This is a genomic window from Bacillus cereus group sp. BfR-BA-01311 (assembly GCF_022664295.1).
Lineage (GTDB): Bacteria > Bacillota > Bacilli > Bacillales > Bacillaceae_G > Bacillus_A > Bacillus_A cereus.
Genome location: NZ_JAKUHC010000010.1, coordinates 1 through 22330 on the forward strand (window position 1 = coordinate 1; position 22330 = coordinate 22330).

The window sequence follows — 22330 nt, forward strand, 5'->3', positions numbered from 1 at the left end:
CACAAAAGAATTAAGGCAAAACTAAAAGGCATGAGTCCGGTACAATATCGAACTCATGCCCTAAAGGCTGCCTAATGAAACGACCTGTCTAACTTTATGGGGTCAGTTCAATGGATAGCTGTCTTTTTATTATTTGTGTTGACTTGACTACTTATATATATTCACAAGCAAAACAACATAATATTAATACGGAAAAATATATTAATATGAATTTTTGCATATTTTAAAATTCAATATATCCCTTGAAAACTTTTAATTGTATAATATATTTTGTCATATTTTTAGATTTTTCGACATAAACCAACAAAAATAGAGAACGTATTGGGAGAAGACATTATGTACACAAAACTATTAAAATCAATTACATCATTATCACTGATTGGTGGTGCGTTGTTATATACAAATGGCAGCGATGTAAAAGCTGCTGAAGTGGGTGTTTTTTCTGATGTGCCGACATCACATTGGTCATATCCTGCAATTAAAGATTTAGCGAGTAAAAATATTATTTCCGGTTATGGAAATGGGATATTTGGTTTTGGAGATGTTGCGACAAGGGAGCAAGTTGCGGCTTTAATTTATCGAGTGTTAGTACCGAATAAACAAGGCGGTTCGTTTAGTAATGATGGAACTCGTTACGTATTAAAGGATGGATCTACGTTTAAAAATCCTTACGGTGATATTAATCAAAGTTCTACAATGTTCCCAGAAGAGGTGTTAACTTTAACGAATTTAGGAGTTTTTAAAGGTGATGAAAATGGCCAATTTAGACCGAAAGCTTCTGTGAGTCGTGCGGAAATGGCACAAATTCTTACAAATGCTTTCCATCTTGCGGCAAAACAAAAACATACCTTTAAGGATGTTCCAAATCCATTTTGGGCAGAAAATGCAATTAGTGCGGTGCAGTCAAATGGAATCGCAGATGGCACAGGGAACGGGAATTTTGAACCGTATGGCACAGTAACACGTGAACAGTATGCGCAGTTTTTATATAAAACTTTGAAATATAAAAATGCCGATGTGAAAGACACAGGAGATGCGGCATTATTAACAGCTTTTAAAGAGGAAGTACAAAAGCGTATTAATACATACGAGACAAATATTACACTTCCATATAAAACGAAAAATAATAATACAGAAGAAGTGATGAATACACTTTTTAACGCATATAAAGAAGTTGCAAGTAAAAATGAGTATACAAATAATAATAGATCGAATGTTTCATATGGACTTTCTGGATCACCTGGAAATTATACGTTTACGCTTAAGATTACATATCGTGAAACGAAAGAACAGACGGAATATGTCATGAAACAAGCGAAAGCAATCGTTTCTTCTATTACTCAAGTTGGAATGGATGATCACGAAAAAGTGAAGGCGATTCATGATTACGTAGTAAAGCATGTTTCTTATGATACGTCTTATAAAGCTTACACAGCATATGAAGCACTTGTAAATCGTTCTGCGGTTTGCCAAGGTTACGCACTATTAACTTATCAATTATTAAAAGAAGCAGGAATTGAAAATCATTTTGTGACAGGAACTGGGGACGGACAACCTCATGCTTGGAATTTAGTGAAAATCGAAAACAAATGGTATCATCTTGATACAACATTCGATGATCCGGTTCCAGATGAGCAGGGCCGCGTAACGTATTCGTATTTCAATTTATCAGATGAACAAATCGCAAGAAATCATGAGTGGAACCGCGGAGACTACCCGCAAGCTACAACAAATTATTATAGTACACTGACAAACAAAATTGCGGCAGGTAGTACGAAAACGCCTGCATATCAGCAAATATTAAAAGATACAAAGTTAAACTATTTAGGAACTGAATATATCGCAAACAACTATACCGAATTAAAAAATAAAATGCAGCAACGCTATAGTGCAAAACCAGAGAAAATTGAAGTGCTATACAAGCAATCAATGAATGGTGCACTGCAAGATGTGAAGAAGGCAATTGGCGAAATCGATTATCCGCAAGGGGCAAATCGAGTTTCTTATAAAGCGGAGCCTTACAATGCGAAAGAAGGGTATTCTTTAGTAACAATTACGTTTACGTATTAAGAATGAGAAAAAGCATCTGTTTCAGATGCTTTTTTTTATTGTATTGATTCGACAAAATATGACAGGAGAAAGCGAATTGGTCTGTTATGATAATTTTTGAAATTTTACATTTTGGATGATTAATCATGAACAAAAAGAAGATTTTCGGTGCGTTAATAGGAATTGTAGCCTTATTTGTAATTATTAATGTAGTTGTTATGAAAGAGAAAACGACATCAACTAGTGAAAAAATGTACTCTGAGAAAGAATATAATAAATTAGTAGATGAACATTTTGAAGAAACGCAAAAGTTGAAAAGTGATATGAGTGTGTTAGAAACTGAAAAAAAATCTCTTGATGAGCAAGTGAAGAAGTTAAAAGATGAGTTAGCGAAAAAAGAGCAACAAGTAGCGCAGCAGCCGGTTCAACAAGAACAACCAAAGCAGGAACCACAACAACCAGCACCAGCGCAACAGCCGGAAAAGAAAGAAGAGCCAAAACCAGAACAACCTACTGGAGCATTCGAAAATCCAATGAAAAGCATAAACAAAACAGAGGCAATGAATAAAGTAAAAGAAAAGGCGAAGAAAGACTTCCAAGATGATTATATGACACAAAACTTTGTTGCGGAGGAACAATCAAAAGCATTTGATTTCTTAAACAGTATTGAAATTAAATCACAAGAAGAATTAAATGTAATGAAGAATGCATTGAAAGATTTTTCTAACGACTTTATGACCGCGAAGTTTGTTTATGAAGAGCAAATGAAGGCGAAGAATAAGCAAGGGTAAAACAAAAACGCTATCTTTTAAAAAGGTAGCGTTTTTGTTTTGGGTTATAAAGTTATTCCTACATTTGACAAATACAGTCTAACTGTATATAGTTAAACTATACAGTTTAACTATATATTTATCGTTACATTGGAGGTCTTTATGAATAGAGATAAAAATTTACCATTAACGGAAACAACGTATTACGTTCTTTTAGCTTTATTAGAGCCAGCTCATGGATATTTAATTATGCAAAAGGTGGAGGAACTGAGTAATCATCAAGTGAAAATCGCAGCGGGTACATTGTATGGTGCGGTTGAAAATTTATTAAAACAAGGGTTAATTGAATCGGTAAAAAGTGAAGATAAACGAAGAAAAGTGTATGTCATTACGGAACGCGGGAAAGAAGTATTGCATTTAGATTTTATGAGAATGCAGCATATTATTGCGGTTACAAAGAGTTTATTACGCGTATAGTTAGGGGGAAACGATGATGTGGAGATTGAAATTCTTTTTAGATTTTGAGAAAGAGGAAAAATGGTTAGAAGAGATGGCTTGGAAAGGCTATCAACTGAAAAGCACTACATTTGGTTATACATTTAGATATACAGAGCCGGAAGATGCGACGATTAGAATAGACCATAGAGTATTTAGTAGAAAAAGTGAATTTATTAATTACTGCACGTTATTTGAAGATAGTGGTTGGGAGCATATAGCCGGTAATCGTTGGTCAGGTACGTACTATTTTAAAAAGGTAAATGAAGAAAGTGAAGATGACATTTTTTCAGATCCAATGTCACGAGCAGGGAAGTATAAGCGTCTATCTAAAACATTTTTAGAATTAGCGATCTGTTATTTGCCGATATTATTTTTATTTGTGTATAGTAATACAATGAATTTAGGAGCCTTTGTAAATCCGAAAGAACTATACTTGACGCCAGGATTATGGGATAAGCAAGGTGCATCATTTCTATGGTCATTCTTATTTGAAACGCCATTTGCATTAATGAGAGGACTTTTTTTGACATTTATCCCCGTTGCGACATGTATGTTTTTCGTTTGCTCGTATAAAGCAAATCGATTGTATGAAGAGAGAAGATGATAGGATGGGGTCTCTTAAAGCTGATGCTTTGAGGGGCTTTTTTGAATTTAAAAATGCAACATCTGGGTTATATTGTAAAATATTTACTTTATAAACATTTGAATGTGATATAACTTTAATAATAATATTACTTAGGAGGATGATCATCATTCATACACTTTTAGGTATTATTGGAGTAATTGTTTTACTAGCTTTTGTTATCCACCCCGGCGTCCCAGACAAGCGTGTCCCTCTAAAAAATAAACTCGCAGTAATCCTTCCATTGATTGTTATAGCCGGTTTCATTTCCTTTTATATATGATTAAAATAAGAACTTATCAAGTAGAAAGAAGTATATATATTTTTCTACCAATGTGTAGTTCCACTAGGAGGTTGCTTATAATGAAATTTCATAAATACACAGTAACGCTTATGTTTCTAGCCATCAGCTCAAGCAATGACTTTTAGGTGTCATCACTGCTATTGTCCTCTTGTTAATCGCTGCATGGACCATACAGACGACCAACATAAATAAATTATTGTATTTCTCAATAAACAAAAATAACTTAACATAGTAAAATAATAGTTGGATGGGAGTCTAATACATATTATTAAAATTAAAGTGGTTCAAGTCGGAGGAAGGCACCTTAGGGTGTCTTTTCTTTATTTTGCTAATGAATAGCTTGTCCTCTTCTATATAACTCTTTAAAATATAAAATGTGCCATCTTTGCCCTTCCCTTATGAAGGGAGGGACAGGAATGAAAAAACGTAAAAAAAAGGCGACCAAAAAGACAGAATCCCAGTCTTTCGTAAGTAATCTAGCATCGTGGACGACAGTACTGAGAAATATTCATTACTTCTTCACGCAAAGCCAGTTTGTAAAACATATAATTCAATTCATCAAAGAACAAATTGGAATGTAAAAAAGTGCTGCTATGATTAGCAACACTCAACTCAAAAACTAAAGTAGATCGAACACTGAGCTGAAAGTACTGACCATACTTTCTTCGCACAAGACCAAAGTGATTTAGAAGCGGTAAAGATGTCAGTGTTCTATCTTCTACTAAGATTATATTTTATTTTGTCCATAATAGACCTATATATACGTTAATAAAAAAGAAATACCCTAGCGACCAACCGGGGTATTTCATGACCGATAGGAATGAAAAAACTTGGCGACCAAACCTAGCTTTTGTGTTATTCCCATAAAATTTAAAAACTAAGCAACATCTTGTTGCACTTTTATTTTATCATTATCTTTCTCTTATTGGAATACATTAGATTATTTTTTAGATAAGAGTCCAATACATATTATTAAAATTAAAGAGGTTCAAGTCGGAGGAATGAACTTTAGGGTGTCTTTTTTTTTCTAAAAGAGAGTTTTGCTTTCAAGAAGATACATTTTCAATGGATTACTGCCATGAGTATATAGATAAAGTCCATCAAAACATGTATTTTTATGAATATGTATAATTACATGAAATTTCAGTGAAAAAGAGAGTATACTTTCGTATTGTGTAATAAAGATAAAGCCCGCCTACGGAAATAGGCGGGCTTTTTTTACTTATAAAGAAAAGACAACCTTTAAGGTGTCTTCCTTCGATTTGAAACATTTTACTAGGTTAAGTTTTTGTGATAATAAACTTTTTTAATTGGAATGAACCTACGCAGTACATCACTTTATTCTTAAGCATCATTCTCAACAAAAGTGAATATTTTCATTATCCTTTTCACTACAAAGGGTAGTAATTTAGAAGCTAAAAATGCAAGTACGAAAGCAATTGCCCATGTTTTTATCCATGATTTGAGAAATAAAGCTGTATATCCAACATTCATTGAAACCATGACGAAAGAGATAATACTAGATATACCTAAAATCATAAAGAAATTAAAAATTATCGGTTCAAATTTTTTATTGATTTTCAAAAATAACACCTATTTTCTATATATACTTTGCTGCCCAATTTCACCAACATCTAATCTTACAGTTTGAAATCTAGGTTGTCCAGTTTGTTTTACTTTGGTGCAATAGCGATATTGTTTGGAATAAAGTTTCACTTTATTATTTAAGAGCGAATAAATAAAATATCCAAAAATATAGATAGAAATCCGCTTTTATACCGTTCAATAAAAGAATACTAGCATTATATATTATAAGGAATACTTGTCCTTAATTGTAAATGAAAGGGGGGAATTGGTATGAGTTATGGCTATGGTCACCCTCCAAAAAAATGCTTTGAACATCATAATGAAACTTTATCAACGGGTGTATTACGTAGACATCCCGCTACGTTATTTCTTACTGTTGAAGCTATGAATGTTGATCCAGATGATACTCGTAGAGTAACAGTTGAAATGTTTGATTGGTCATCGGGTTTTCCGGTATTGTTACCATTAATAGACCCTTCAACACAAACATTGCAACCTAATCGATATGTTACTTTTCGTTCAGCAGCTCTTCCTCCAGCACTCTTTGCTTATGAAGTAAGAATCATTCGTCCGAAAGATAGAGATGTTGTTACAAATGTTTTTGGTCTTAGTGCAATCGTATTTAACCCACAAGAAGGAAATAATGTTTTACAACATGATTTAGCAAAATTAGACCTTAAATAGATTTTATAAAGGTCTATTTATTGAGCATGATTAAACAAAAGAGTAGGGTGTAATCCTACTCTTTTTTTAACGTTAACTAGAATTTTAAAAGAAATCCTTCATCATTTTAGCATCTTTAATATTTACTATCACACCTTCTACCTTATCTTTCTTCTCATCTTTAGCAATTGTAATTTGTTCCTTATTATCAACCCAAACAAGAAACTCTTCTTTTGCGTCATCTTTATATGTAACGGTAATAGTAGAATGTGCAGATTCTCTCTTTTTTTGATCTAAAGTAATTGTTGTAGGTGTTCCATTTTGAACTGCTGAAACGATAGATTGTATCATTTCTTTGTTATCTGTTTGAGATTTGGAAGTAGTATGATTTGTTGTTTTCAGTATTTCAATGTCTGTAATATTTGCGGAGTTTAATTGAAAGGTATTTTGTGTATGTTCTTGCTTAGCTTGTGAAGCTTTATCTGTAGCTGAGGTGCTTGTACAGCCTATTAAAGTGAAAGATAGAGCGGTTAGAGCGCATATAGATATGATTTTTTTCATAGTATCCCTCCTTAAGTTTAATTATAGAAATTTTCTGTTAATTTAGGTAGTTATTGTAAGGTGGGTGAGGTGTGTTGAAGTGGTAAATCACGCTATTCTTTCTCTATCAAAAACAAAATTTAGATATTTTTTTAGATTTTATGTTTAACATTTCGAGAATAGGTGTACTACATATAATATAACAAATAATTCATTTTAAAGGAGGAAGTTAAAGATGGAAACGAAGTATAGTAAACCTTTTGTATATGAATTTATTACGGAGAAAGAGGTCATGAATGCGGCGAATGATCTAGTGAAGAAAGGGATAGACCAAAAAGATATTTACGTATTAACACACGAGAAAGAAAGGACAGATAGAATCGCAGACAATGCAGACTTGAATACAATTGGTATACAAGAGGAGGGACTTGGGACAAGTATTATTAACGTCTTTCAAAAAACGGGAGATCAGTTAAGAAATAAGATGCAGGAGTTAGGGCTTAATGAGGAAGAAGCGAACTTCTACGAAGAAAAGCTAGATGAAGGAAAAATCTTGTTATTCGTTAAAGATTTAGAGAGAGTCGGTGAATGGTTACAAGAAAGAAGATGCATGTATTCTATTTAAATTTGTATCCTGTAAATCTATAAATCTATTACGAAAAGGAGATGGGAAATATGAGTGAGAACGGACTAAAAGAACAAATTACGGGTAAAGTGGAAAAGACAAAGGGACAAGTAAAAGAAGGAATTGGTGAGGTTACAGAAGATAGAAAGTTGAAAAATGAAGGGAAGTGGGACAAGACGAAGGGAACGATAAAAGAAAAAGTCGGAAAAGTGAAACAAAAGATAAGTGATGGGTTGGATAATAAAGAATAATACATGTTTATCAAGCTTTGGTTACATACTAAAGCTTGATAAATACAATATAAAACGAATATAGGAGGGTTAATTGTGGGACTTATTATTACGTGTATTGTAGGTGGACTTATTGGTGCGTTAGCTGGAATGATTACGGGAAAAGACTTTCCTTTAGGTATAGTTGGTAATGTGATTGCCGGATTAATCGGATCTTGGGTAGGTAGTGCATTATTTGGACATTGGGGTCCTGAATGGGGAGGCATCTTTGTTCTTCCAGCGTTATTAGGTGCAATCGTCTTTATTTTAATCGTAACATTTTTCTCTAGAATGCTGCGGAAAGCGTAAGTATGATCATGAATAGTAATCTTAAGTTTTTTATATATAGCTATAAGGTTAATAGAGTGATAAATATACATAAAAAAGCATCCAATTAAACTAATTTGGATGCTTTTTTAATGTAATCTACATAGGAATAAGCGGGGGATGAAGGCCCCCACTCATTGAAATTACAATTTCTATTATGTATTAAACCATCGTTACTTTTTTACAATTATTTATTCTTACGACCTGCCTTGGTTCTATATGAGATAAGTCCTCGTTATTACCTATATCCACTACAATTGTATTCGTTAGTATATTAATAATGGAACCAACTAATTTTGTAGCATGATCGTGTCGATAAGAAAATTGAACAAAATCTCCCTTTTTAAAGCTGTGCTCTTCCATAGATAGATCCCCCTAAAAATAATGTTTATACATTATATATACACAAATTTATAAGGTTTAAACATTTGGTAGTATTTTTTACGTGTTAAGCCGAGAAAGCTGTAGAAAATTTATTTATAATAAAAATAAAAAAATATGTTTAAAACTAATTTTTATGGGTAATTAACATAGTAGTAGTTCGAGATAAGGGGGCGGAAATGATGAATTTGGCAATAAATATTTTGCAAAATGATGTAGGTTATACGGTACAACTTAATGGTGAAATTGATGCATATACGGCATCAGATTTAAAAAATAAGATTATGCCTATTACAAGCGAAAAAGAGGTTCATATTGTAGTAGATTTTCATAACGTAGATTATATGGATAGCACCGGTTTAGGTGTTTTTATAGCGCTATTAAAAGCGGTTAAGAAAAATGATGGAAAACTAGAGTTTATTGGTGTATCTAAAAGGTTAAAAAGATTATTTGATATTACAGGGTTAACAGAAATATTAAATTTGAATTCCGATTTTGAAAAAGTAGAAAGAAGGTGACTAGGGATGATGGAGAGATTTGAAAAGATAGAAATGAAAATTCCTGCAAAGGCAGAATATGTGGCTATTATTCGTTTAACAATGGCTGGTGTTGCGAATCGAATGGGCTTTGCTTATGACGATATAGAAGATATGAAAATTGCTATTAGTGAAGCATGTACAAATATTGTACAACATGCATATAAAGAAGACGTTGGAGAAATTGCAATTGTCTTTGGACTATATGAAAATCGATTAGAAATTATGGTTGCGGATAATGGGGTTAGCTTTGATTTTAATAACTTAAAAAGGAAAGTTGGTCCGTATGATATTAGTAAACCAGTAGAACATTTGCCGGAAAATGGTTTAGGTTTATATTTAATTAATACGTTAATGGATGATATACAAATCATGCATGATGAGGGCATGACAGTTTTAATGACAAAATATATACAAAGAGAGCAGGTGGAGAATGATGGAAATCCAATCTCAACCTACGAATCTTACTAAAGAAGACGTTATTAAACTAATTGCAGACTTCCAACAAAACCAATGTGATGAAGCGCAGGAAAGGTTAGTTGAGCATTATAAAAATCTTGTCTATTCCATTGCATATCGCTATTCAAAAGGCGGACCGATGCATGAGGATATTATACAAGTAGGCATGTTAGGGCTCTTAGGCGCAATAAGAAGGTATGATTATTCGATAGGGAATGCCTTTGAGCCTTTTGCAATACCTACAATAGTAGGCGAAATAAAGAAGTATTTACGTGATAAAACTTGGGGCATTCACGTTCCAAGGCGAATTAAAGATTTAGGCGGAAAAATTAAACTTGCGATAGAGGAGTTAACAGATCATCTGCAACGTTCACCGAAGATAATAGAAATTGCAAATCATTTAGGACTATCGGAAGAGGAAGTTCTAGAGATTATGGATGCGAAAAATAATTATCGAGTATCTTCCTTAGATGATGTAGTTGAAAATTCATCTGATGGAAGTTCGGTAGCGAGAATTGAATCTGTAGGTGAAGTAGAGCAAGGATATGAAGAGACAGAAAGGCGTCTCGTTTTAAAGGATATTTTTAACGTATTAAATGATACGGAAAAGAGTGTTATTCATTATATATTTAGAGAAAATTTAAATCAAAAAGATACAGGGGAACGGTTAGGTATTTCACAAATGCACGTTTCTCGTATTAAAAGACAAGCGATAAGTAAATTGAAGCAAGCCGCATTTTTAGATACATAAAAAATTTAAAATAATGATGTTTAAAACATGAGAAAAGGGGTACTTATTAAGTATAGGAGGAGATATGAAAATGTCACACGATGTGAAAGAACTAATCGAAGGATTGAATGAAGATTTAGCAGGAGAATACTCAGCAATTATTATGTATAACCATAATGCAGCTACAGTTTCTGGTATATATAGACAAGTGTTAAAGCCTTTCTTTGAATCTGAAATTAGTGATGAACAAAGACATGCCCTATATTTAGCGGAGAAAATTAAGACGCTAGGTGGTACCCCCACTACGATCCCTTTACCAGTGAAACAAGTAGAAGACGTTAGAGAAATGTTAGAATCCGCTAGACAATCAGAATATGAAACAATTAAGCGTTATGAAACGAGAAAAGAACAGGCAACGAAATTAAATATGACAGAGTTAGTTGTAAAACTAGAAGATATGATTGCCGATGAAACAAATCATATGGAAGAATTAGATCGTCTTTTAAATGATAAAGCAATGGTGTTAAATTAAAAGTAGAAATTTATAGAGTGAAAGAACAAATTCCTATTTCTAGGGGTTTGTTCTTTTGTTGTATAAATATGTTTGAGTAAGAAATTTTCATTTTGTAACTGAGTATGTAATACTAGAAAAATAGAAAATGATAATAGATTTACATTTTAAATAAGAAAAGGGGAAATAACTTGTGTCCATTTTAATTGTTGATGATAATCCGGTTAACATATTTGTAATTGAGAAGATTTTAAAACAAGCCGGATATCATGATCTTGTATCACTCAATTCTGCACAAGAGCTCTTCGAATACATACATTTTGGAAAAGATTCTTCCAGGCATAATGAAATTGATTTAATATTATTAGATATTATGATGCCTGAAATTGATGGACTTGAAGTTTGTAGGCGATTACAAAAAGAGGAGAAGTTTAAAGATATTCCTATTATTTTTGTTACAGCTTTAGAGGATGCAAATAAATTGGCCGAAGCTCTTGATATGGGGGCAATGGATTATATTACGAAACCTATAAATAAAGTTGAATTATTAGCACGTATGCGTGTAGCGTTACGCTTGAAATCAGAATTAAATTGGCATAAAGAACAAGAAGAAAATCTTCGGAATGAACTAGATTTAGCTACGCAAGTACAAAGAAACTTATTAAGTAGCCCATTAAGAGAAGATCATATAAAAATTGAAGCAAGTTACTTACCTTCATTTAAACTAGCTGGAGATATGTATTATTGGTATAAAATCGATGAAAATCGCTACGGTATTATATTATTAGATGTGATGGGACATGGTGTATCTGCTTCATTAGTTTGTATGTTTATTTCGTCTGTATTACGTGAAACAATTAAATGTTTAATTGATCCAGAACTCGTTATTAAAGAATTAAATAAATATATGACCCTTTTACATAATGAAAATGATAATATTCCCTATTATTTTACGGCCATATACTTAGTTGTTAATACAGAAGATAGAACAGTTGAATATGTCAATGCAGGGCATCCTTCTGGATATGTTTTAGTTGATGAAACAAATGTAGTTGAACTAGATCGCGGGAGTTGTGCGGTAGGATTTTTTGATGAAATAAAAGTTAAAAAGACAGTTATACCTTTTGAGAAAAATGCTCAAATTGTATTATTTACAGATGGTGTTCTTGAAGCAATTGCAAATGATGAATTTGAGTCTGAAGAGAAATTACGTACTTTTACAGAAAGAAAATGGGGAGATTTAGAAGGCGAGATAGAAGGGTTTTACAAGGAAGAACAAAAGAAAGCGCAATCAGATGATATGTGTCTAATTATGATACAAACGAATGCGAAATAAAAAGCGTATGAAATCCAAACAGAGGATTTCATACGCTTTTTATTGTATTTTTTGATAAATTTGTTCGCTAGGATTAAATTGCGTATAATGCGGCATTATATTTGAAAAACGAAGAGTTTCTTTATTTCCTAAACATAGAAATCCATTGTGACTTAAACTTTCATAAAATAGTTGCTGCACTTGATTTTGAAGTTTACTTGTAAAGTAAATTAAGACGTTACGACAAAGTATAATATGAAACTCGTTAAAAGATTGATCGGTTACTAAATTATGCTGTGCAAAAATAATGTTTTGTAAAAGTGATGGATTAAAATAAGCAAAACGATTATCTGTTGAATAATAGTTAGAAAACGCTTGTGTACCGCCAGCTTGTAAATAGTTTTTCGTATAAGTTTGCATTTTATTTAACGGGAGGATACCTTGTTTTGCTTTTTCTAACACATTTGTATTCATATCTGTTGCGTAAATAACCGACTTTTCACTTAATCCTTCTTCGTGAAGTAAGATGGACATTGATAATACTTCTTCACCAGTTGCGCATCCAGCATGCCAAATTCTAATTTCGGGATGCTTTTTTAATTCAGGAATAACATGCTCTCTAAGCGCTTTAAAAAAGGCAGGGTTACGGAACATCTCAGTTACATTAATCGAGAAATCATTTAATAACTGTTCTAAAACCCCTTCCTCGTGAATTACTTTTTCAATCAATTTTGAAATGGTTGGGATATTAGAGAGCTGCATTCGATTACAAATCCTTCTATAAATAGATGTGCGAGCATATTGGCGAAAATCAAATCCTGATAGTTTAAATACCGCTTCCAATAGTAATTCAATTTCTAAGTTCGTGCGCTCATCTGTATCTACTGATGGATCAAAATTATAATACTTATTTTCCACTCCAACTAAACCTCACTTATTTTATTAACCATACACTCATTACCGAATAGAGTTGATGTAGATTTAATGGTTTACTTATATAATCTGAAGCGCCAGCAGATAAACATTTTTCCTTATCATTTGGCATTGCTTTAGCAGTTAATGCGATAATAGGTATTTCATGTAACCCTAAGTTCATTCGGATATTTTCCATCGTTTCATAACCGTCCATATTCGGCATCATAATATCCATTAAAATAAGGTCGATATTTGTATTGCTTTTTAGTATTTCTAAACACTCTATGCCGTTTTGGGCAGTAATAATGTTGGCATTTTGTTTTTTTAATGCATTTTGTAACGCAAATATATTTCGATGATCATCATCGACAATTAAAATGGTTTTCTCTTGGAAGACGTTATTTGTTTCGGTAGTAACGATAGTTTCTTCAACAACTTTAGCAGGAATAACATCTTCTATCGTTGCTGCGACTTCTAAATTGGATAACTGTATATCATGTAATCCATTTGGAAGGTTAGGAATATATACGGTGAAAGTACTACCTTCTCCTACATTACTCTCTAACGTAATCCAACCACCTAATAATCTCGCAAACTCTTTACAAATAGATAAACCTAACCCTGTACCACCATACTTTCGAATCGTTGCTCCATCTGCCTGTTGAAAGGCTTCGAAAATAAGTTGATGCTGTTCTTTAGCGATACCAATACCAGTATCTTTTACTGAAATTGTAATCCAATCTTTACTGATAGACTGCATATCATGACTTAAATTGGTTGTTTCTATCGAATCAAAATGTAAAGAAACGGATCCTTTTTCTGTGAATTTAAATGCATTGGATAATAAGTTTTTAATAATTTGCTCAATCCGTTTTGCATCTGTATAAAACAGATCAGGAATCGTAACACTGTCCTCAATAGTAAATTCGACATTTTTTTGTGCAGCTATATGTAAAAAGTTTTGATGCATATTGGCTGCCATGTCACTTATGTTCGTTGCCTCAAAAATGATGTCTAGTTTGCCTGCTTCTACTTTAGATAAATCTAGTATGTCATTAATTAAAGTAAGTAAGTCTTTCCCTGATGAATGAATGACAGTTGCTAATTCAATCTCATCGTCGGATAAATTGTTATCATGATTTTCTCTTAACATTTCAGATAATAGTAAAATACTATTTAATGGTGTGCGTAATTCATGTGACATATTTGCTAGGAATTCTGATTTGTATTTTGAGCTACGTAACAACTCGCTTGCTTTTTCTTCTAATTCTAATTTAGTAATTTGTAAGTCAGCTGTCTTCTGCTCAGCCTCTTCAGTTCTAGACTCTAATTGTTCATTCGTTGTTCGTAATTCTTCGGCTTGCATTTGTAGTTCTTCCGCTTGTGTTTGCAATTCTTCTGATTGAACTTGCAACTCTTCTGTCATTGCTTGTGATTCATGTAAAAGAGTTTGAATTCGCATACGTCCCATAATACTATGGATTGTTAAACCTAAATTATCAACAGTTTGGTGAATTAAATCTTGATGTAAATCTGAAATCTCAGTTACACTTACTAACTCCATTACTGCAATCACTTCATCTTCAAATAAGATAGGGATGACTAGTATATTTTTAGGACGTATTTCTAATAATCCAGTAGTAACGTAACGAAACTCTTCAGGTATGTCCCTCAGAATAAAACTTTTCTTTTCTAAAGCAGACTGTCCAATGAAACCTTCACCCATTTTAATGGATTGTTTTCCAACATCAGCACCTTGATCGGCGAAAGAAGCTTTTTTCACATAGTAGACAGTTTCTTCATATTCTTCACGTACATAAAATGCACCACAAGAAGTTTGCGTTTTTTGTATAATTCCACTAAGAAGTTTTTTACCTAACATCTCAATAGAAGATACACCTTGATACAGTAAAATTAATTCTGCAAGCTCAGTTTGTAACCACTCTCTTTTCGATATTTCGTCTAGTAGGTGATTTGTTGTATGAGCAAGATCTTTTATTTCATCATGTGTATTTACGTGAATTCTCTCCGTAATTTTTTCTTTAGAAGAAATGGATTTAATAGCTTGAATTACATTTTTAATCGTTTTTGTAATGGAATTCGAAATATAGAGTGAAACGATAATGGCAACACAAGAAAGTAAGAACAGTAAACTGTATAACCAAATCTCTAATTTATTATTTTCAATATCTAATTGTGCAGCTCTTTTTTTCGTTAGTTGCTCCTCAGTGCTCCGGAAGTTAGTTAGCTGTGATTGTAATGACTGAATTTGAGTCGTGTCGATTGTTTGTACATTATTACTATTATTATTTGTAATTAACGGGTGAATCTCTTTATTAATCCAACTAGTAATGTTTTCGTTAATCTGTTTTAATTTTTCTTGCTGAGAGGGGTTATCCTCTAATAAAGCAAAAAGATCTTGATAATGTTTTTCGTAATCTTTTTCCGCAGAGTTAAGGGATTGCACGTAATTAGGGTTATTAGAAATGATAAACCCTTTTGCTTTATTTTCAATTGTTAGTAACTCTTTCTCCACTTGATTCGTTAAATTGAGAACTTTAAAATCGTGATCAATAATAAAATTACGAGATTTTTGTAAGCTGGAAATCTCATTGTTTAACATAATGAAAGAAACAAGTAAGAACAAAATGATAACTAAATAACCAGCCATAATTTTGTAGCGAATACTAAATTTTGCTTTCGAGTTCATTAAAAATTCCTACCTTCAAGGTTATTAAAACTTTTCTATTTTAAAGAATGAAAAACGTAATATATATTATATCAGTTTTCATAAGGTCAAACTAGAAATCCCCCTATTGTATTAGGGGGTTCTTTTTTAATAGAGGAAATCATTTTGAAATATAAAAACATATATGAAAGGTAGTAAACGAGGGAATAGAGGATAACAAACATTCTAAGAAGGGAAGAGTGTTCTTAAAGCTCTTTTTGCATCTATTCCTTCAAAAATAAATAATACAAGATCTCTCTTTTTTACAGTAAGGAAAAAGGATACTAGAGTGCTTAAATTTTTGATTGATGTCATTGTTCCATGTTTACTTATAAATAAATTAGCTTGAAATGTTGTCATTAAAGCATAAAAATGATGAATCTGAGTTATTGTAGGTGTTTCATTATAAGAAATAGTAGTAGAGTGAATGGCGTTCATCGTAATATTCCTTTCCATATAGTAAGCATAACAATATAAACATACCCGTTTAAAAAAATGTTAAACATATAAATAAGAAAAAATATAATTATAGTTTTTTACGTTTAGAAAAGGTTAGGAAGGGTATACATATACTACAAAGAGATTAACTGAAGATGAATTGTAAGATGTCTATGTTTAGTAGATTAGTCTATCAAAATATACTTTTACTTTAAATAAAAAGGAGCCTGGTATACATGAATGAAATGATGATTAATATTACATTTGATTTAATTTACTTGTTAAGTAGTTCACTTGTAGTGCTTTTACTATTCGCTTTTTTCGTAAATGGTTATGTTAATAAGAAGATTAGTGTATACAGAAATGAAGAAAAATAAAGATACATTATATAAAACTTTAGGAGGTTAATAGTTATGAATGTAGATAGAAAAATAGTAGGTGTTTTTAGAACAATTGATGATGCGGCACTCGTTATTAAGGAATTAAATGAAAAAGGATACTCAGCAGATAACATTTCAGCTATTGCGAAAGATCAAAAGGAAATTGAACATCTGGAAGAAAAATCGGGTGAAAAAGTGAATAGCGAAACTGCACATAAAGCAGATATCTTTTCAGCGACAGGGCTTGTAGCTGGAGGAGTAGCAGGCGGACTCGGTGGTTTATTAACAGGTCTTGGTATACTTGCCGTTTCTGGAATGGGTCCAATCGTAGCAGCGGGACCGATCGCAGCAGCTATTGGAGGAGCTGGTATTGGCGGAGGAGCTGGAAGTTTAATAGGAGCATTTATAGGATTAGGAATTCCAGAAGAACATGCTAAAAAGTATGAAGAATATATTTACGATGGAAATATATTAATTTTAGTAGATGCAAAATTAGATAATAAGTTAGAAATCTATAAAATCTTTGATAAGCATCATGCTTATAACTCTGATTTCTTTAAATAAAATGTAAACAAAGTAAATATCGTTTTTTGATCTTACAAATTTGGCGCGGCCGAGGAGTCGTATGACTATAAGAGAGGAAGGGCTTATAGTAAAAGATCAAGTTCTATCATGCTATTTAAAAGGGAAGAGGTGTCTTTTCGTGATTGTAAAAATATTAAAGGATAGCAGTAATAGTTTCCTTTGTACAGTTCAAAATAAAAATGGAGACCAGTATGTGAAGAAGTGGTTTCGTAAACATGAAAATAACAAAGAATTAGGGCGACCAACTTTTAAAGAAGTAGAAAAGGATTGGAAAGAAAATAAAGAGTCGTTTATGTATCCTAATTTTAAAGCGCTTTATTAAAATGAAACATAATGCGCGTTTCATTCTTACAAAACTGTCACATTCCTGTAAGGTAATTCAATAGATTAGTTGTTTGTTCCATGTCATAATAAAGACATAAGAAAGCTAATTAAAACTACAACTTATTAGGAGAGTGTCAGTCATGATTGTAACAACAACGTCTGGAATTCAAGGTAAAGAAATTATTGAGTATATCGATATTGTAAATGGTGAAGCTATTATGGGTGCAAATATTGTCCGCGATTTATTCGCTTCTGTTCGTGATGTTGTCGGTGGTCGTGCTGGTTCTTATGAAAGTAAGCTAAAAGAAGCTCGTGATATCGCAATGGACGAAATGAAAGAACTTGCAAAACAAAAAGGTGCGAACGCTATCGTTGGTGTTGACGTAGATTACGAAGTAGTTCGTGATGGAATGTTAATGGTTGCTGTAAGTGGTACAGCTGTACGTATATAAGTAAATAAAAAACAGGCTCACCCCTTGAAGTTTATGCTTTGAGGGGGTTTTTTATTTTTCTTTTGTTCATGACTAAAGTTAAAATAGAGAAGGGCCGATGTACTAGCTCGCTTATTTCAAATGTAGTATATTATTTCTTAAGAAAAAGCAAGTGAATGGAAGTTTTTGTATTTAAAGAAGGTGTTAATTTTATGACAAATAATAAAACTGCTATTTGAGGTACGAAGAGAATTAGTGGTATGAATAATTTTAGAAAGTGTATAGTTAATAGAAATAAACGATGGAGTATGTAAAGAGTTATATTACATAAAATTTATTATGAATGGAGGCGGTTACACTATGTTTTGGTTAGGATGTTTTTTAGGATACATTGTAGGTTCTATTATTACATGTGCGCTACTTTACTTTGGATATAGATCCAATGAAAATAAAAAAGCGGATATGCAAAAAGGGGAGGAGAGAAAAATCAATAAAAGAGGTGTATAGTAGGCGAAAGGTAAGGTGATAACATTGATGCAAAAATAAAGGACAGTTACATATTTCATATGATTACTATGTACTGTCCCGCTTATTCCTTTTGGATTAGGAAAAATTGTTTCCTGTCTTGCTGTAAAATTCATAGGCGAAATATCCAAATAAATAGCCTATTCCAGCTCCTAAACTAACTGAAAGCAGGGCGAAGTTCGGGAAAAATATACCGAAAATCAAACCGATCATACAGCCAACAAGCATTCCTATAGGTATTAAACTGTCTAATAACAGTTGAGCCTCTTTTGATTTTTTCTTACCTAATGTGCCGTTGTCATATTTATGTTTAAGCCTTCCGATTACATAGACTACAATTCCCCCGACTATTAAAACAGGCGCAATTGCCGTGAGTAACCACATGTTAGAATCTCCTTTCGCTTTTTTAATTAAATTACATAAGCTACTTAAAATTCTATGCTACTAAATGGATTGATAGTTGAATGTACTCAATTTAATAACTCGTCAAAAATACTTTCCCTTTCGTTTTCTCCGCAGATTGCACAACATCAACCGCCGTTTTCACATCCGCTAAGTCATATGTAGAATGTACTTTCATAAAACGTAATTGCTTATTTTCTACTAAGTGAATTAAATGACGAAACGTCTCTTGCCATTTATATGGTGACACTTCTTTATTCCAATGTCGTAAATGAAATATGTTCGCGCGCACTTTTGCTTTCGTGACAATCTCTGCCCAGTTTACTTGTACACCTGATAGAAGACCGATCGTTAAAAAGTGCCCGTTTGGACGTAAGGAGAAAGCTAATTCATTTCCATCCGGTCCCCCAATAGAATCAATCGCAGCGTCTGCACCTCTGCCGTTTGTTAATGTCATAACTGTTTCATAAAGCGGGGCAGTCGAAGTATCAATTACATGATGAGCGCCAAGCTGAAGTAATTCCTCTGTATGTTTACTATTTCTTGTCACGGCAATGAGTTGGAAATTTAAAATTTGTGATAACTGCGCAAAAAGATGACCAATTGCGGATCCACAAGCATTCACTAATAAAACATCATTACGTTGTAAGTTTAGCGTTTCTGTACATGTAACCCACGCCGTAAGAGGATTAATATACATTTGTGCCGCTGTGAAATCATCGATGGAATCAGGAATAGGAACTACAAAGTCAGCTGATGTTTTCACATATTCTTGCCAAGTACCTTCCCCACGTAACGGTAACACACGTTTACCGATAAGCTCTCTAGAAACAAAAGCTCCTACATCTTCTACAATACCAACACCTTCATAACCAGGTATGTTAGGTAAAGTGATTCTATGTGCGTACGCTCCGGTTATTGGAATTAAGTCAGATGGATTAATCGGTCTAACTAGCATACGGACGAAAACTTCATTATCTTTCAGTGGTTCTATATTTTTATATTCAACTTGTAATACGTCTTTTGGATTGCCAAACTTATGAAATTGAATGTGTTTTCCACGCAAGATAGATGTTCCCCCTTAGTTTGATTGAGTTTATTATAGCATTTTTGGTTTGGTTGGTTATTTTGTTAATGATAAATAGGGTTTGTACAATGGTAAGTAAAATAGATTTTAATTTACGTATTTATCAGAATTTTATAAAATGTGTATATAACTATGAAATGGGGGAGATTTCTTCATGTGTACTAGTTTGACGTTACAAACTAAAAATTTCCAACATCTTTTTGCGAGAACAATGGATTTCACATTAGATATGAATCAGGAAGTAATAATCATTCCTCGGCGTTATCAGTGGAACAATATAACTGGTGAAACAATCCGAACGAAAAAGGCTGTTGTCGGAATGGGAATTAATTTTGGAGGAAGGGTCATGATGGCAGATGGAGTAAATGAAGCTGGTATGACATGTGCAACTCTCTATTTCCCAGGATTCGCTACTTATAGTAATCATATAGATAGCAATAAAACGAATGTAGCACCATTTGATTTTGTGACTTGGAGCCTCACGCAGTTCAATTCTGTTGAAGAATTAAGAAAATCTATTGATAGCATTGCCTTTATAGATGTGCCATTACCAATTTTAGGGGTTACTCCACCGCTACATTGGATTTTAGCAGATAAATCGGGAGAATGTATTGTACTTGAGCCGACAGCTGATGGAATAAAAGTGTATGACAATCCAATAGGAGTGATGACTAATAGTCCGGAGTTTAGTTGGCATTTACAAAATTTAAGACAATATATTGGTCTTAAATCGCAGCCATTTGCGCCAACGGAGTGGGGCGATGTACCATTAAGTGCTTTTGGCCAAGGTTCAGGATCGATGGGACTTCCTGGAGATTTCACACCGCCATCAAGATTTGTACGGGCAGCGTATGGCAAACAAAACATTCAAGGTATAGAGAACGAAGAAGAGGGTATATCGGCTATTTTTCATATTTTATCGAATTGTGAGGTTCCTAAGGGGGCAGTAATAACAGAAGACGGTATATTAGATAATACGATCTATACAAGTGCAATGTGTATGGAGTCTGGAACATATTATTACCATACTTACGATTGTAGACAAATTATAGCCATTCATTTATTCAATGAAGATTTAGATACAGCTGAGATTAAAACGTATCCGTTTCAGCGGAAACAAAAAATATTTTATGAAAACTGAAGCGCCCCTGAAAAAGTGAGACTAATAAAAACACCTCCATTTAATTTGCATACTTAGTATGCGAATTTAGGAGGTGTTTTTTATCATTTACCAATATTCAGGTTTACTTCTTGCTATTCTATTAAGCCGAAGCTCTCTTCATTCTCTCAAGTAAACTAGACAACACATGCGTACGATAAGATTCTAGTTTTTTACCTTCATAAGTACGGATACCTAATTTTTTAAGTTCTTTTACATACCAACCTTTGCTTCCGAAATACATGTGATCGCTCCCCTTCAACTTTGTTTTTATTTATCCTGATTGCATATGGAGGTACAGGAATTATAATGAAGGAAATGAATTTCGCGCGAAAATGGTTAACTTTGTTGCAAAAGACATATATACTAAAGATAGTATACAACGAGGTGGACAAGACGTGATTATAGAGAAGCACGAAATTCAAATTGACCAAATTACTAGCGGTAAAGTGAATATCTTTACTTTCTATAGAAATAGAAAGCAAATTGATGATCATTTTTTACGATTGCAAGAACCATCGCTTACAGCAAACTACTTCTTCCATTTTCATTTTGATGCAGAGAGCTTGCATCTACTGCAGAAAGAGTTTCCGAGCGTATATCCGTACGACGGTAGTGAAACGATTCACGACTGGACGGAAAAGATGAAAGCTGAATTGCAACATCAGATCCAAACAGGAAAATGGAATAAACGCGTACGTATCGGTAATCGCATTCTAGATGTGGTGTTTACGTGGTGTGACGAAGATATAGTAGAGTGAAAAAGAAGCGGATGACGCTTCTTTTTTTTAGCGCTGGAATAAAACGAGCTTACCTGCAGTAGATGTACAGCGATGTGTTTTTTCATACAATCCTTTTTCTTGTAAGATAGATTCACCTTTTGCTTTTGCTTCTTTTTCAGTTGCCGCCTCGAATGATTCGTCTAATGCTTTTGAACCATCTTTTTCAAAGACTGTTAGAACGTATACTCCCATGAAAATTCCCTCCAATAATTAAAATCAGAATCTTATAATTATTTTGACATAAAACGCTACAATATGCAAAGAAATATATGACATTGCGTGGTAAAATAGAATGAAACTTTACTCATCGAGAATATTTTTATTCTCGATGAGTATTAGTTTTCAGCAATTTTAATTTTAATAAAATGAAACTTTTGAAAGATAGAAA

31 protein-coding genes are annotated in these 22330 nt (G+C 33.0%); 21 read left to right on the plus strand and 10 right to left on the minus strand.

Translation table 11 applies throughout. The features are described from left to right. Positions 1-336 precede the first annotated feature (336 nt). From MR136_RS20535 to MR136_RS20555, 5 genes are all read left to right on the plus strand, one after another. Positions 337-2070: an S-layer homology domain-containing protein gene (locus MR136_RS20535; RefSeq protein ID WP_242259571.1), complete on the plus strand. Its 1734-nt coding sequence runs from the start codon at positions 337-339 to the stop codon at positions 2068-2070. Positions 2071-2195: 125 nt separating this feature from the next. Next, a complete protein-coding gene (locus MR136_RS20540; RefSeq protein WP_001035208.1) occupies positions 2196-2840 on the plus strand; it encodes a hypothetical protein in 645 nt (214 codons plus the stop codon). Positions 2841-2981: 141 nt separating this feature from the next. Beyond that, positions 2982-3296, plus strand: coding sequence for a PadR family transcriptional regulator (locus MR136_RS20545; RefSeq protein ID WP_017673390.1), 315 nt, complete (start codon positions 2982-2984; stop codon positions 3294-3296). A 13-nt stretch (positions 3297-3309) separates the two neighbouring features. Further along, positions 3310-3921 (plus strand): DUF2812 domain-containing protein, encoded by a 612-nt coding sequence (locus MR136_RS20550; RefSeq protein WP_025710240.1) that lies wholly within the window; start codon positions 3310-3312, stop codon positions 3919-3921. A 738-nt stretch (positions 3922-4659) separates the two neighbouring features. After that, complete coding sequence (locus tag MR136_RS20555; protein ID WP_000746319.1) at positions 4660-4824, plus strand: hypothetical protein; 165 nt, start codon at positions 4660-4662, stop codon at positions 4822-4824. A gap of 763 nt (positions 4825-5587) precedes the next feature. Here MR136_RS20555 and MR136_RS20560 read toward each other — a convergent pair. Next, a complete protein-coding gene (locus tag MR136_RS20560; RefSeq protein ID WP_242259572.1) occupies positions 5588-5827 on the minus strand; it encodes a DUF2798 domain-containing protein in 240 nt (79 codons plus the stop codon). A 273-nt stretch (positions 5828-6100) separates the two neighbouring features. Here MR136_RS20560 and MR136_RS20565 point away from each other — a divergent pair, with 273 nt between their 5' ends. Further along, a complete protein-coding gene (locus MR136_RS20565) occupies positions 6101-6514 on the plus strand; it encodes a hypothetical protein (RefSeq protein WP_242259573.1) in 414 nt (137 codons plus the stop codon). A gap of 84 nt (positions 6515-6598) precedes the next feature. On the opposite strand, the gene MR136_RS20570 is transcribed toward MR136_RS20565, so the two are convergent. After that, positions 6599-7054, minus strand: coding sequence for a hypothetical protein (locus tag MR136_RS20570; RefSeq protein WP_000720851.1), 456 nt, complete (start codon positions 7052-7054; stop codon positions 6599-6601). A 214-nt stretch (positions 7055-7268) separates the two neighbouring features. Between MR136_RS20570 and MR136_RS20575 the strand changes: the two genes are divergently transcribed. The 3 genes from MR136_RS20575 to MR136_RS20585 all read left to right on the plus strand — a co-directional run bounded on the left by MR136_RS20575 (position 7269) and on the right by MR136_RS20585 (position 8236). Then, entirely contained in the window at positions 7269-7658 is a 390-nt protein-coding gene (locus MR136_RS20575; RefSeq protein ID WP_000448804.1) for a YflT domain-containing protein, read from the plus strand. Between the two features lie 50 nt (positions 7659-7708). Next, positions 7709-7909 (plus strand): CsbD family protein, encoded by a 201-nt coding sequence (locus MR136_RS20580; RefSeq protein ID WP_001293465.1) that lies wholly within the window; start codon positions 7709-7711, stop codon positions 7907-7909. A gap of 75 nt (positions 7910-7984) precedes the next feature. Continuing rightward, positions 7985-8236 (plus strand): GlsB/YeaQ/YmgE family stress response membrane protein, encoded by a 252-nt coding sequence (locus MR136_RS20585; RefSeq protein ID WP_000522903.1) that lies wholly within the window; start codon positions 7985-7987, stop codon positions 8234-8236. 180 nt (positions 8237-8416) lie between these two features. Here MR136_RS20585 and MR136_RS20590 read toward each other — a convergent pair whose 3' ends face one another. Then, positions 8417-8617 (minus strand): hypothetical protein, encoded by a 201-nt coding sequence (locus MR136_RS20590; RefSeq protein ID WP_000391018.1) that lies wholly within the window; start codon positions 8615-8617, stop codon positions 8417-8419. A 197-nt stretch (positions 8618-8814) separates the two neighbouring features. Here MR136_RS20590 and rsbV point away from each other — a divergent pair, with 197 nt between their 5' ends. The 5 genes from rsbV to MR136_RS20615 all read left to right on the plus strand — a co-directional run bounded on the left by rsbV (position 8815) and on the right by MR136_RS20615 (position 12207). Beyond that, positions 8815-9153 (plus strand): anti sigma b factor antagonist RsbV, encoded by a 339-nt coding sequence (gene rsbV / locus MR136_RS20595; RefSeq protein WP_002040740.1) that lies wholly within the window; start codon positions 8815-8817, stop codon positions 9151-9153. A 6-nt stretch (positions 9154-9159) separates the two neighbouring features. Then, positions 9160-9642, plus strand: a complete 483-nt coding sequence (gene rsbW / locus MR136_RS20600) for an anti-sigma B factor RsbW (protein WP_000970576.1) — start codon at positions 9160-9162, stop codon at positions 9640-9642. Next, positions 9605-10381, plus strand: coding sequence for an RNA polymerase sigma factor SigB (gene sigB, locus MR136_RS20605; protein ID WP_033665951.1), 777 nt, complete (start codon positions 9605-9607; stop codon positions 10379-10381). The genes rsbW and sigB overlap by 38 nt, the downstream gene beginning before the upstream one ends. 70 nt (positions 10382-10451) lie before the next feature. After that, complete coding sequence (locus MR136_RS20610) at positions 10452-10892, plus strand: ferritin-like domain-containing protein (protein WP_078421127.1); 441 nt, start codon at positions 10452-10454, stop codon at positions 10890-10892. Positions 10893-11064: 172 nt separating this feature from the next. Beyond that, positions 11065-12207 carry a SpoIIE family protein phosphatase gene (locus MR136_RS20615; protein ID WP_242259574.1) on the plus strand — a complete coding sequence of 381 codons (1143 nt, stop codon included), beginning with the start codon at positions 11065-11067 and terminating at the stop codon, positions 12205-12207. A 39-nt stretch (positions 12208-12246) separates the two neighbouring features. Here the strand turns inward: MR136_RS20615 and MR136_RS20620 are convergent, their stop codons facing one another. From MR136_RS20620 to MR136_RS20630, 3 genes are all read right to left on the minus strand, one after another. Beyond that, the gene (locus MR136_RS20620) at positions 12247-13104 is read right to left on the minus strand and encodes a CheR family methyltransferase (protein WP_046392424.1); all 858 of its coding nucleotides are present in this window, start codon (positions 13102-13104) and stop codon (positions 12247-12249) included. 16 nt (positions 13105-13120) lie between these two features. Next, positions 13121-15811, minus strand: a complete 2691-nt coding sequence (locus tag MR136_RS20625; RefSeq protein ID WP_242259575.1) for an ATP-binding protein — start codon at positions 15809-15811, stop codon at positions 13121-13123. A gap of 204 nt (positions 15812-16015) precedes the next feature. Next, the gene (locus tag MR136_RS20630; protein ID WP_000991352.1) at positions 16016-16267 is read right to left on the minus strand and encodes a hypothetical protein; all 252 of its coding nucleotides are present in this window, start codon (positions 16265-16267) and stop codon (positions 16016-16018) included. Between the two features lie 236 nt (positions 16268-16503). On the opposite strand from MR136_RS20630, the gene MR136_RS20635 reads away from it, so the two are divergent. The 5 genes from MR136_RS20635 (at position 16504) to MR136_RS20655 (ending at position 18494) form a co-directional block, all read left to right on the plus strand. Beyond that, positions 16504-16644: a hypothetical protein gene (locus tag MR136_RS20635; RefSeq protein ID WP_001004571.1), complete on the plus strand. Its 141-nt coding sequence runs from the start codon at positions 16504-16506 to the stop codon at positions 16642-16644. Between the two features lie 36 nt (positions 16645-16680). Continuing rightward, the gene (locus MR136_RS20640; protein WP_242259576.1) at positions 16681-17211 is read left to right on the plus strand and encodes a general stress protein; all 531 of its coding nucleotides are present in this window, start codon (positions 16681-16683) and stop codon (positions 17209-17211) included. Positions 17212-17350: 139 nt separating this feature from the next. Continuing rightward, positions 17351-17554 carry a DUF4028 family protein gene (locus tag MR136_RS20645; protein ID WP_031312203.1) on the plus strand — a complete coding sequence of 68 codons (204 nt, stop codon included), beginning with the start codon at positions 17351-17353 and terminating at the stop codon, positions 17552-17554. A 142-nt stretch (positions 17555-17696) separates the two neighbouring features. Then, on the plus strand, positions 17697-18008 hold the full coding sequence (locus tag MR136_RS20650) for a YbjQ family protein (RefSeq protein ID WP_000637511.1): 312 nt from the start codon (positions 17697-17699) through the stop codon (positions 18006-18008). A 339-nt stretch (positions 18009-18347) separates the two neighbouring features. After that, positions 18348-18494: a hypothetical protein gene (locus tag MR136_RS20655; RefSeq protein ID WP_000498628.1), complete on the plus strand. Its 147-nt coding sequence runs from the start codon at positions 18348-18350 to the stop codon at positions 18492-18494. 96 nt (positions 18495-18590) lie between these two features. Here MR136_RS20655 and MR136_RS20660 read toward each other — a convergent pair whose 3' ends face one another. Beyond that, positions 18591-18896, minus strand: coding sequence for a hypothetical protein (locus MR136_RS20660; protein WP_000266566.1), 306 nt, complete (start codon positions 18894-18896; stop codon positions 18591-18593). Positions 18897-18987: 91 nt separating this feature from the next. After that, positions 18988-19980: a zinc-dependent alcohol dehydrogenase family protein gene (locus MR136_RS20665; protein WP_017673395.1), complete on the minus strand. Its 993-nt coding sequence runs from the start codon at positions 19978-19980 to the stop codon at positions 18988-18990. Positions 19981-20155: 175 nt separating this feature from the next. Between MR136_RS20665 and bsh the strand changes: the two genes are divergently transcribed. Then, positions 20156-21142, plus strand: a complete 987-nt coding sequence (bsh, locus tag MR136_RS20670) for a choloylglycine hydrolase (protein WP_017673396.1) — start codon at positions 20156-20158, stop codon at positions 21140-21142. A 121-nt stretch (positions 21143-21263) separates the two neighbouring features. On the opposite strand, the gene MR136_RS20675 is transcribed toward bsh, so the two are convergent. Beyond that, on the minus strand, positions 21264-21404 hold the full coding sequence (locus MR136_RS20675) for a YflJ family protein (RefSeq protein ID WP_000273537.1): 141 nt from the start codon (positions 21402-21404) through the stop codon (positions 21264-21266). 154 nt (positions 21405-21558) lie between these two features. Between MR136_RS20675 and MR136_RS20680 the strand changes: the two genes are divergently transcribed. Then, positions 21559-21921 carry a hypothetical protein gene (locus tag MR136_RS20680; protein WP_000582785.1) on the plus strand — a complete coding sequence of 121 codons (363 nt, stop codon included), beginning with the start codon at positions 21559-21561 and terminating at the stop codon, positions 21919-21921. Between the two features lie 27 nt (positions 21922-21948). On the opposite strand, the gene MR136_RS20685 is transcribed toward MR136_RS20680, so the two are convergent. Next, positions 21949-22134, minus strand: a complete 186-nt coding sequence (locus MR136_RS20685) for a YhzD family protein (RefSeq protein WP_000539552.1) — start codon at positions 22132-22134, stop codon at positions 21949-21951. Positions 22135-22330: the final 196 nt, after the last annotated feature.

Coding starts and splice junctions, on each gene's coding strand:
- MR136_RS20590 (WP_000391018.1), bottom strand. CDS start 8,617: ATGGAAGAGCACAGCTTTAAAAAGGGAGATTTTGTTCAATTTTCTTAT.
- MR136_RS20625 (WP_242259575.1), bottom strand. CDS start 15,811: ATGAACTCGAAAGCAAAATTTAGTATTCGCTACAAAATTATGGCTGGT.
- MR136_RS20565 (WP_242259573.1), top strand. CDS start 6,101: ATGAGTTATGGCTATGGTCACCCTCCAAAAAAATGCTTTGAACATCAT.
- MR136_RS20540 (WP_001035208.1), top strand. CDS start 2,196: ATGAACAAAAAGAAGATTTTCGGTGCGTTAATAGGAATTGTAGCCTTA.
- MR136_RS20610 (WP_078421127.1), top strand. CDS start 10,452: ATGTCACACGATGTGAAAGAACTAATCGAAGGATTGAATGAAGATTTA.
- MR136_RS20650 (WP_000637511.1), top strand. CDS start 17,697: ATGATTGTAACAACAACGTCTGGAATTCAAGGTAAAGAAATTATTGAG.
- rsbW (WP_000970576.1), top strand. CDS start 9,160: ATGATGGAGAGATTTGAAAAGATAGAAATGAAAATTCCTGCAAAGGCA.
- MR136_RS20535 (WP_242259571.1), top strand. CDS start 337: ATGTACACAAAACTATTAAAATCAATTACATCATTATCACTGATTGGT.
- MR136_RS20570 (WP_000720851.1), bottom strand. CDS start 7,054: ATGAAAAAAATCATATCTATATGCGCTCTAACCGCTCTATCTTTCACT.
- MR136_RS20550 (WP_025710240.1), top strand. CDS start 3,310: ATGATGTGGAGATTGAAATTCTTTTTAGATTTTGAGAAAGAGGAAAAA.
- MR136_RS20660 (WP_000266566.1), bottom strand. CDS start 18,896: ATGTGGTTACTCACGGCAATTGCGCCTGTTTTAATAGTCGGGGGAATT.
- MR136_RS20640 (WP_242259576.1), top strand. CDS start 16,681: ATGAATGTAGATAGAAAAATAGTAGGTGTTTTTAGAACAATTGATGAT.
- MR136_RS20580 (WP_001293465.1), top strand. CDS start 7,709: ATGAGTGAGAACGGACTAAAAGAACAAATTACGGGTAAAGTGGAAAAG.
- MR136_RS20685 (WP_000539552.1), bottom strand. CDS start 22,134: ATGGGAGTATACGTTCTAACAGTCTTTGAAAAAGATGGTTCAAAAGCA.
- MR136_RS20655 (WP_000498628.1), top strand. CDS start 18,348: ATGTTTTGGTTAGGATGTTTTTTAGGATACATTGTAGGTTCTATTATT.
- MR136_RS20545 (WP_017673390.1), top strand. CDS start 2,982: ATGAATAGAGATAAAAATTTACCATTAACGGAAACAACGTATTACGTT.
- sigB (WP_033665951.1), top strand. CDS start 9,605: ATGATGGAAATCCAATCTCAACCTACGAATCTTACTAAAGAAGACGTT.
- MR136_RS20575 (WP_000448804.1), top strand. CDS start 7,269: ATGGAAACGAAGTATAGTAAACCTTTTGTATATGAATTTATTACGGAG.
- rsbV (WP_002040740.1), top strand. CDS start 8,815: ATGATGAATTTGGCAATAAATATTTTGCAAAATGATGTAGGTTATACG.
- MR136_RS20555 (WP_000746319.1), top strand. CDS start 4,660: ATGAAAAAACGTAAAAAAAAGGCGACCAAAAAGACAGAATCCCAGTCT.
- MR136_RS20630 (WP_000991352.1), bottom strand. CDS start 16,267: ATGAACGCCATTCACTCTACTACTATTTCTTATAATGAAACACCTACA.
- MR136_RS20675 (WP_000273537.1), bottom strand. CDS start 21,404: ATGTATTTCGGAAGCAAAGGTTGGTATGTAAAAGAACTTAAAAAATTA.
- bsh (WP_017673396.1), top strand. CDS start 20,156: ATGTGTACTAGTTTGACGTTACAAACTAAAAATTTCCAACATCTTTTT.
- MR136_RS20635 (WP_001004571.1), top strand. CDS start 16,504: ATGAATGAAATGATGATTAATATTACATTTGATTTAATTTACTTGTTA.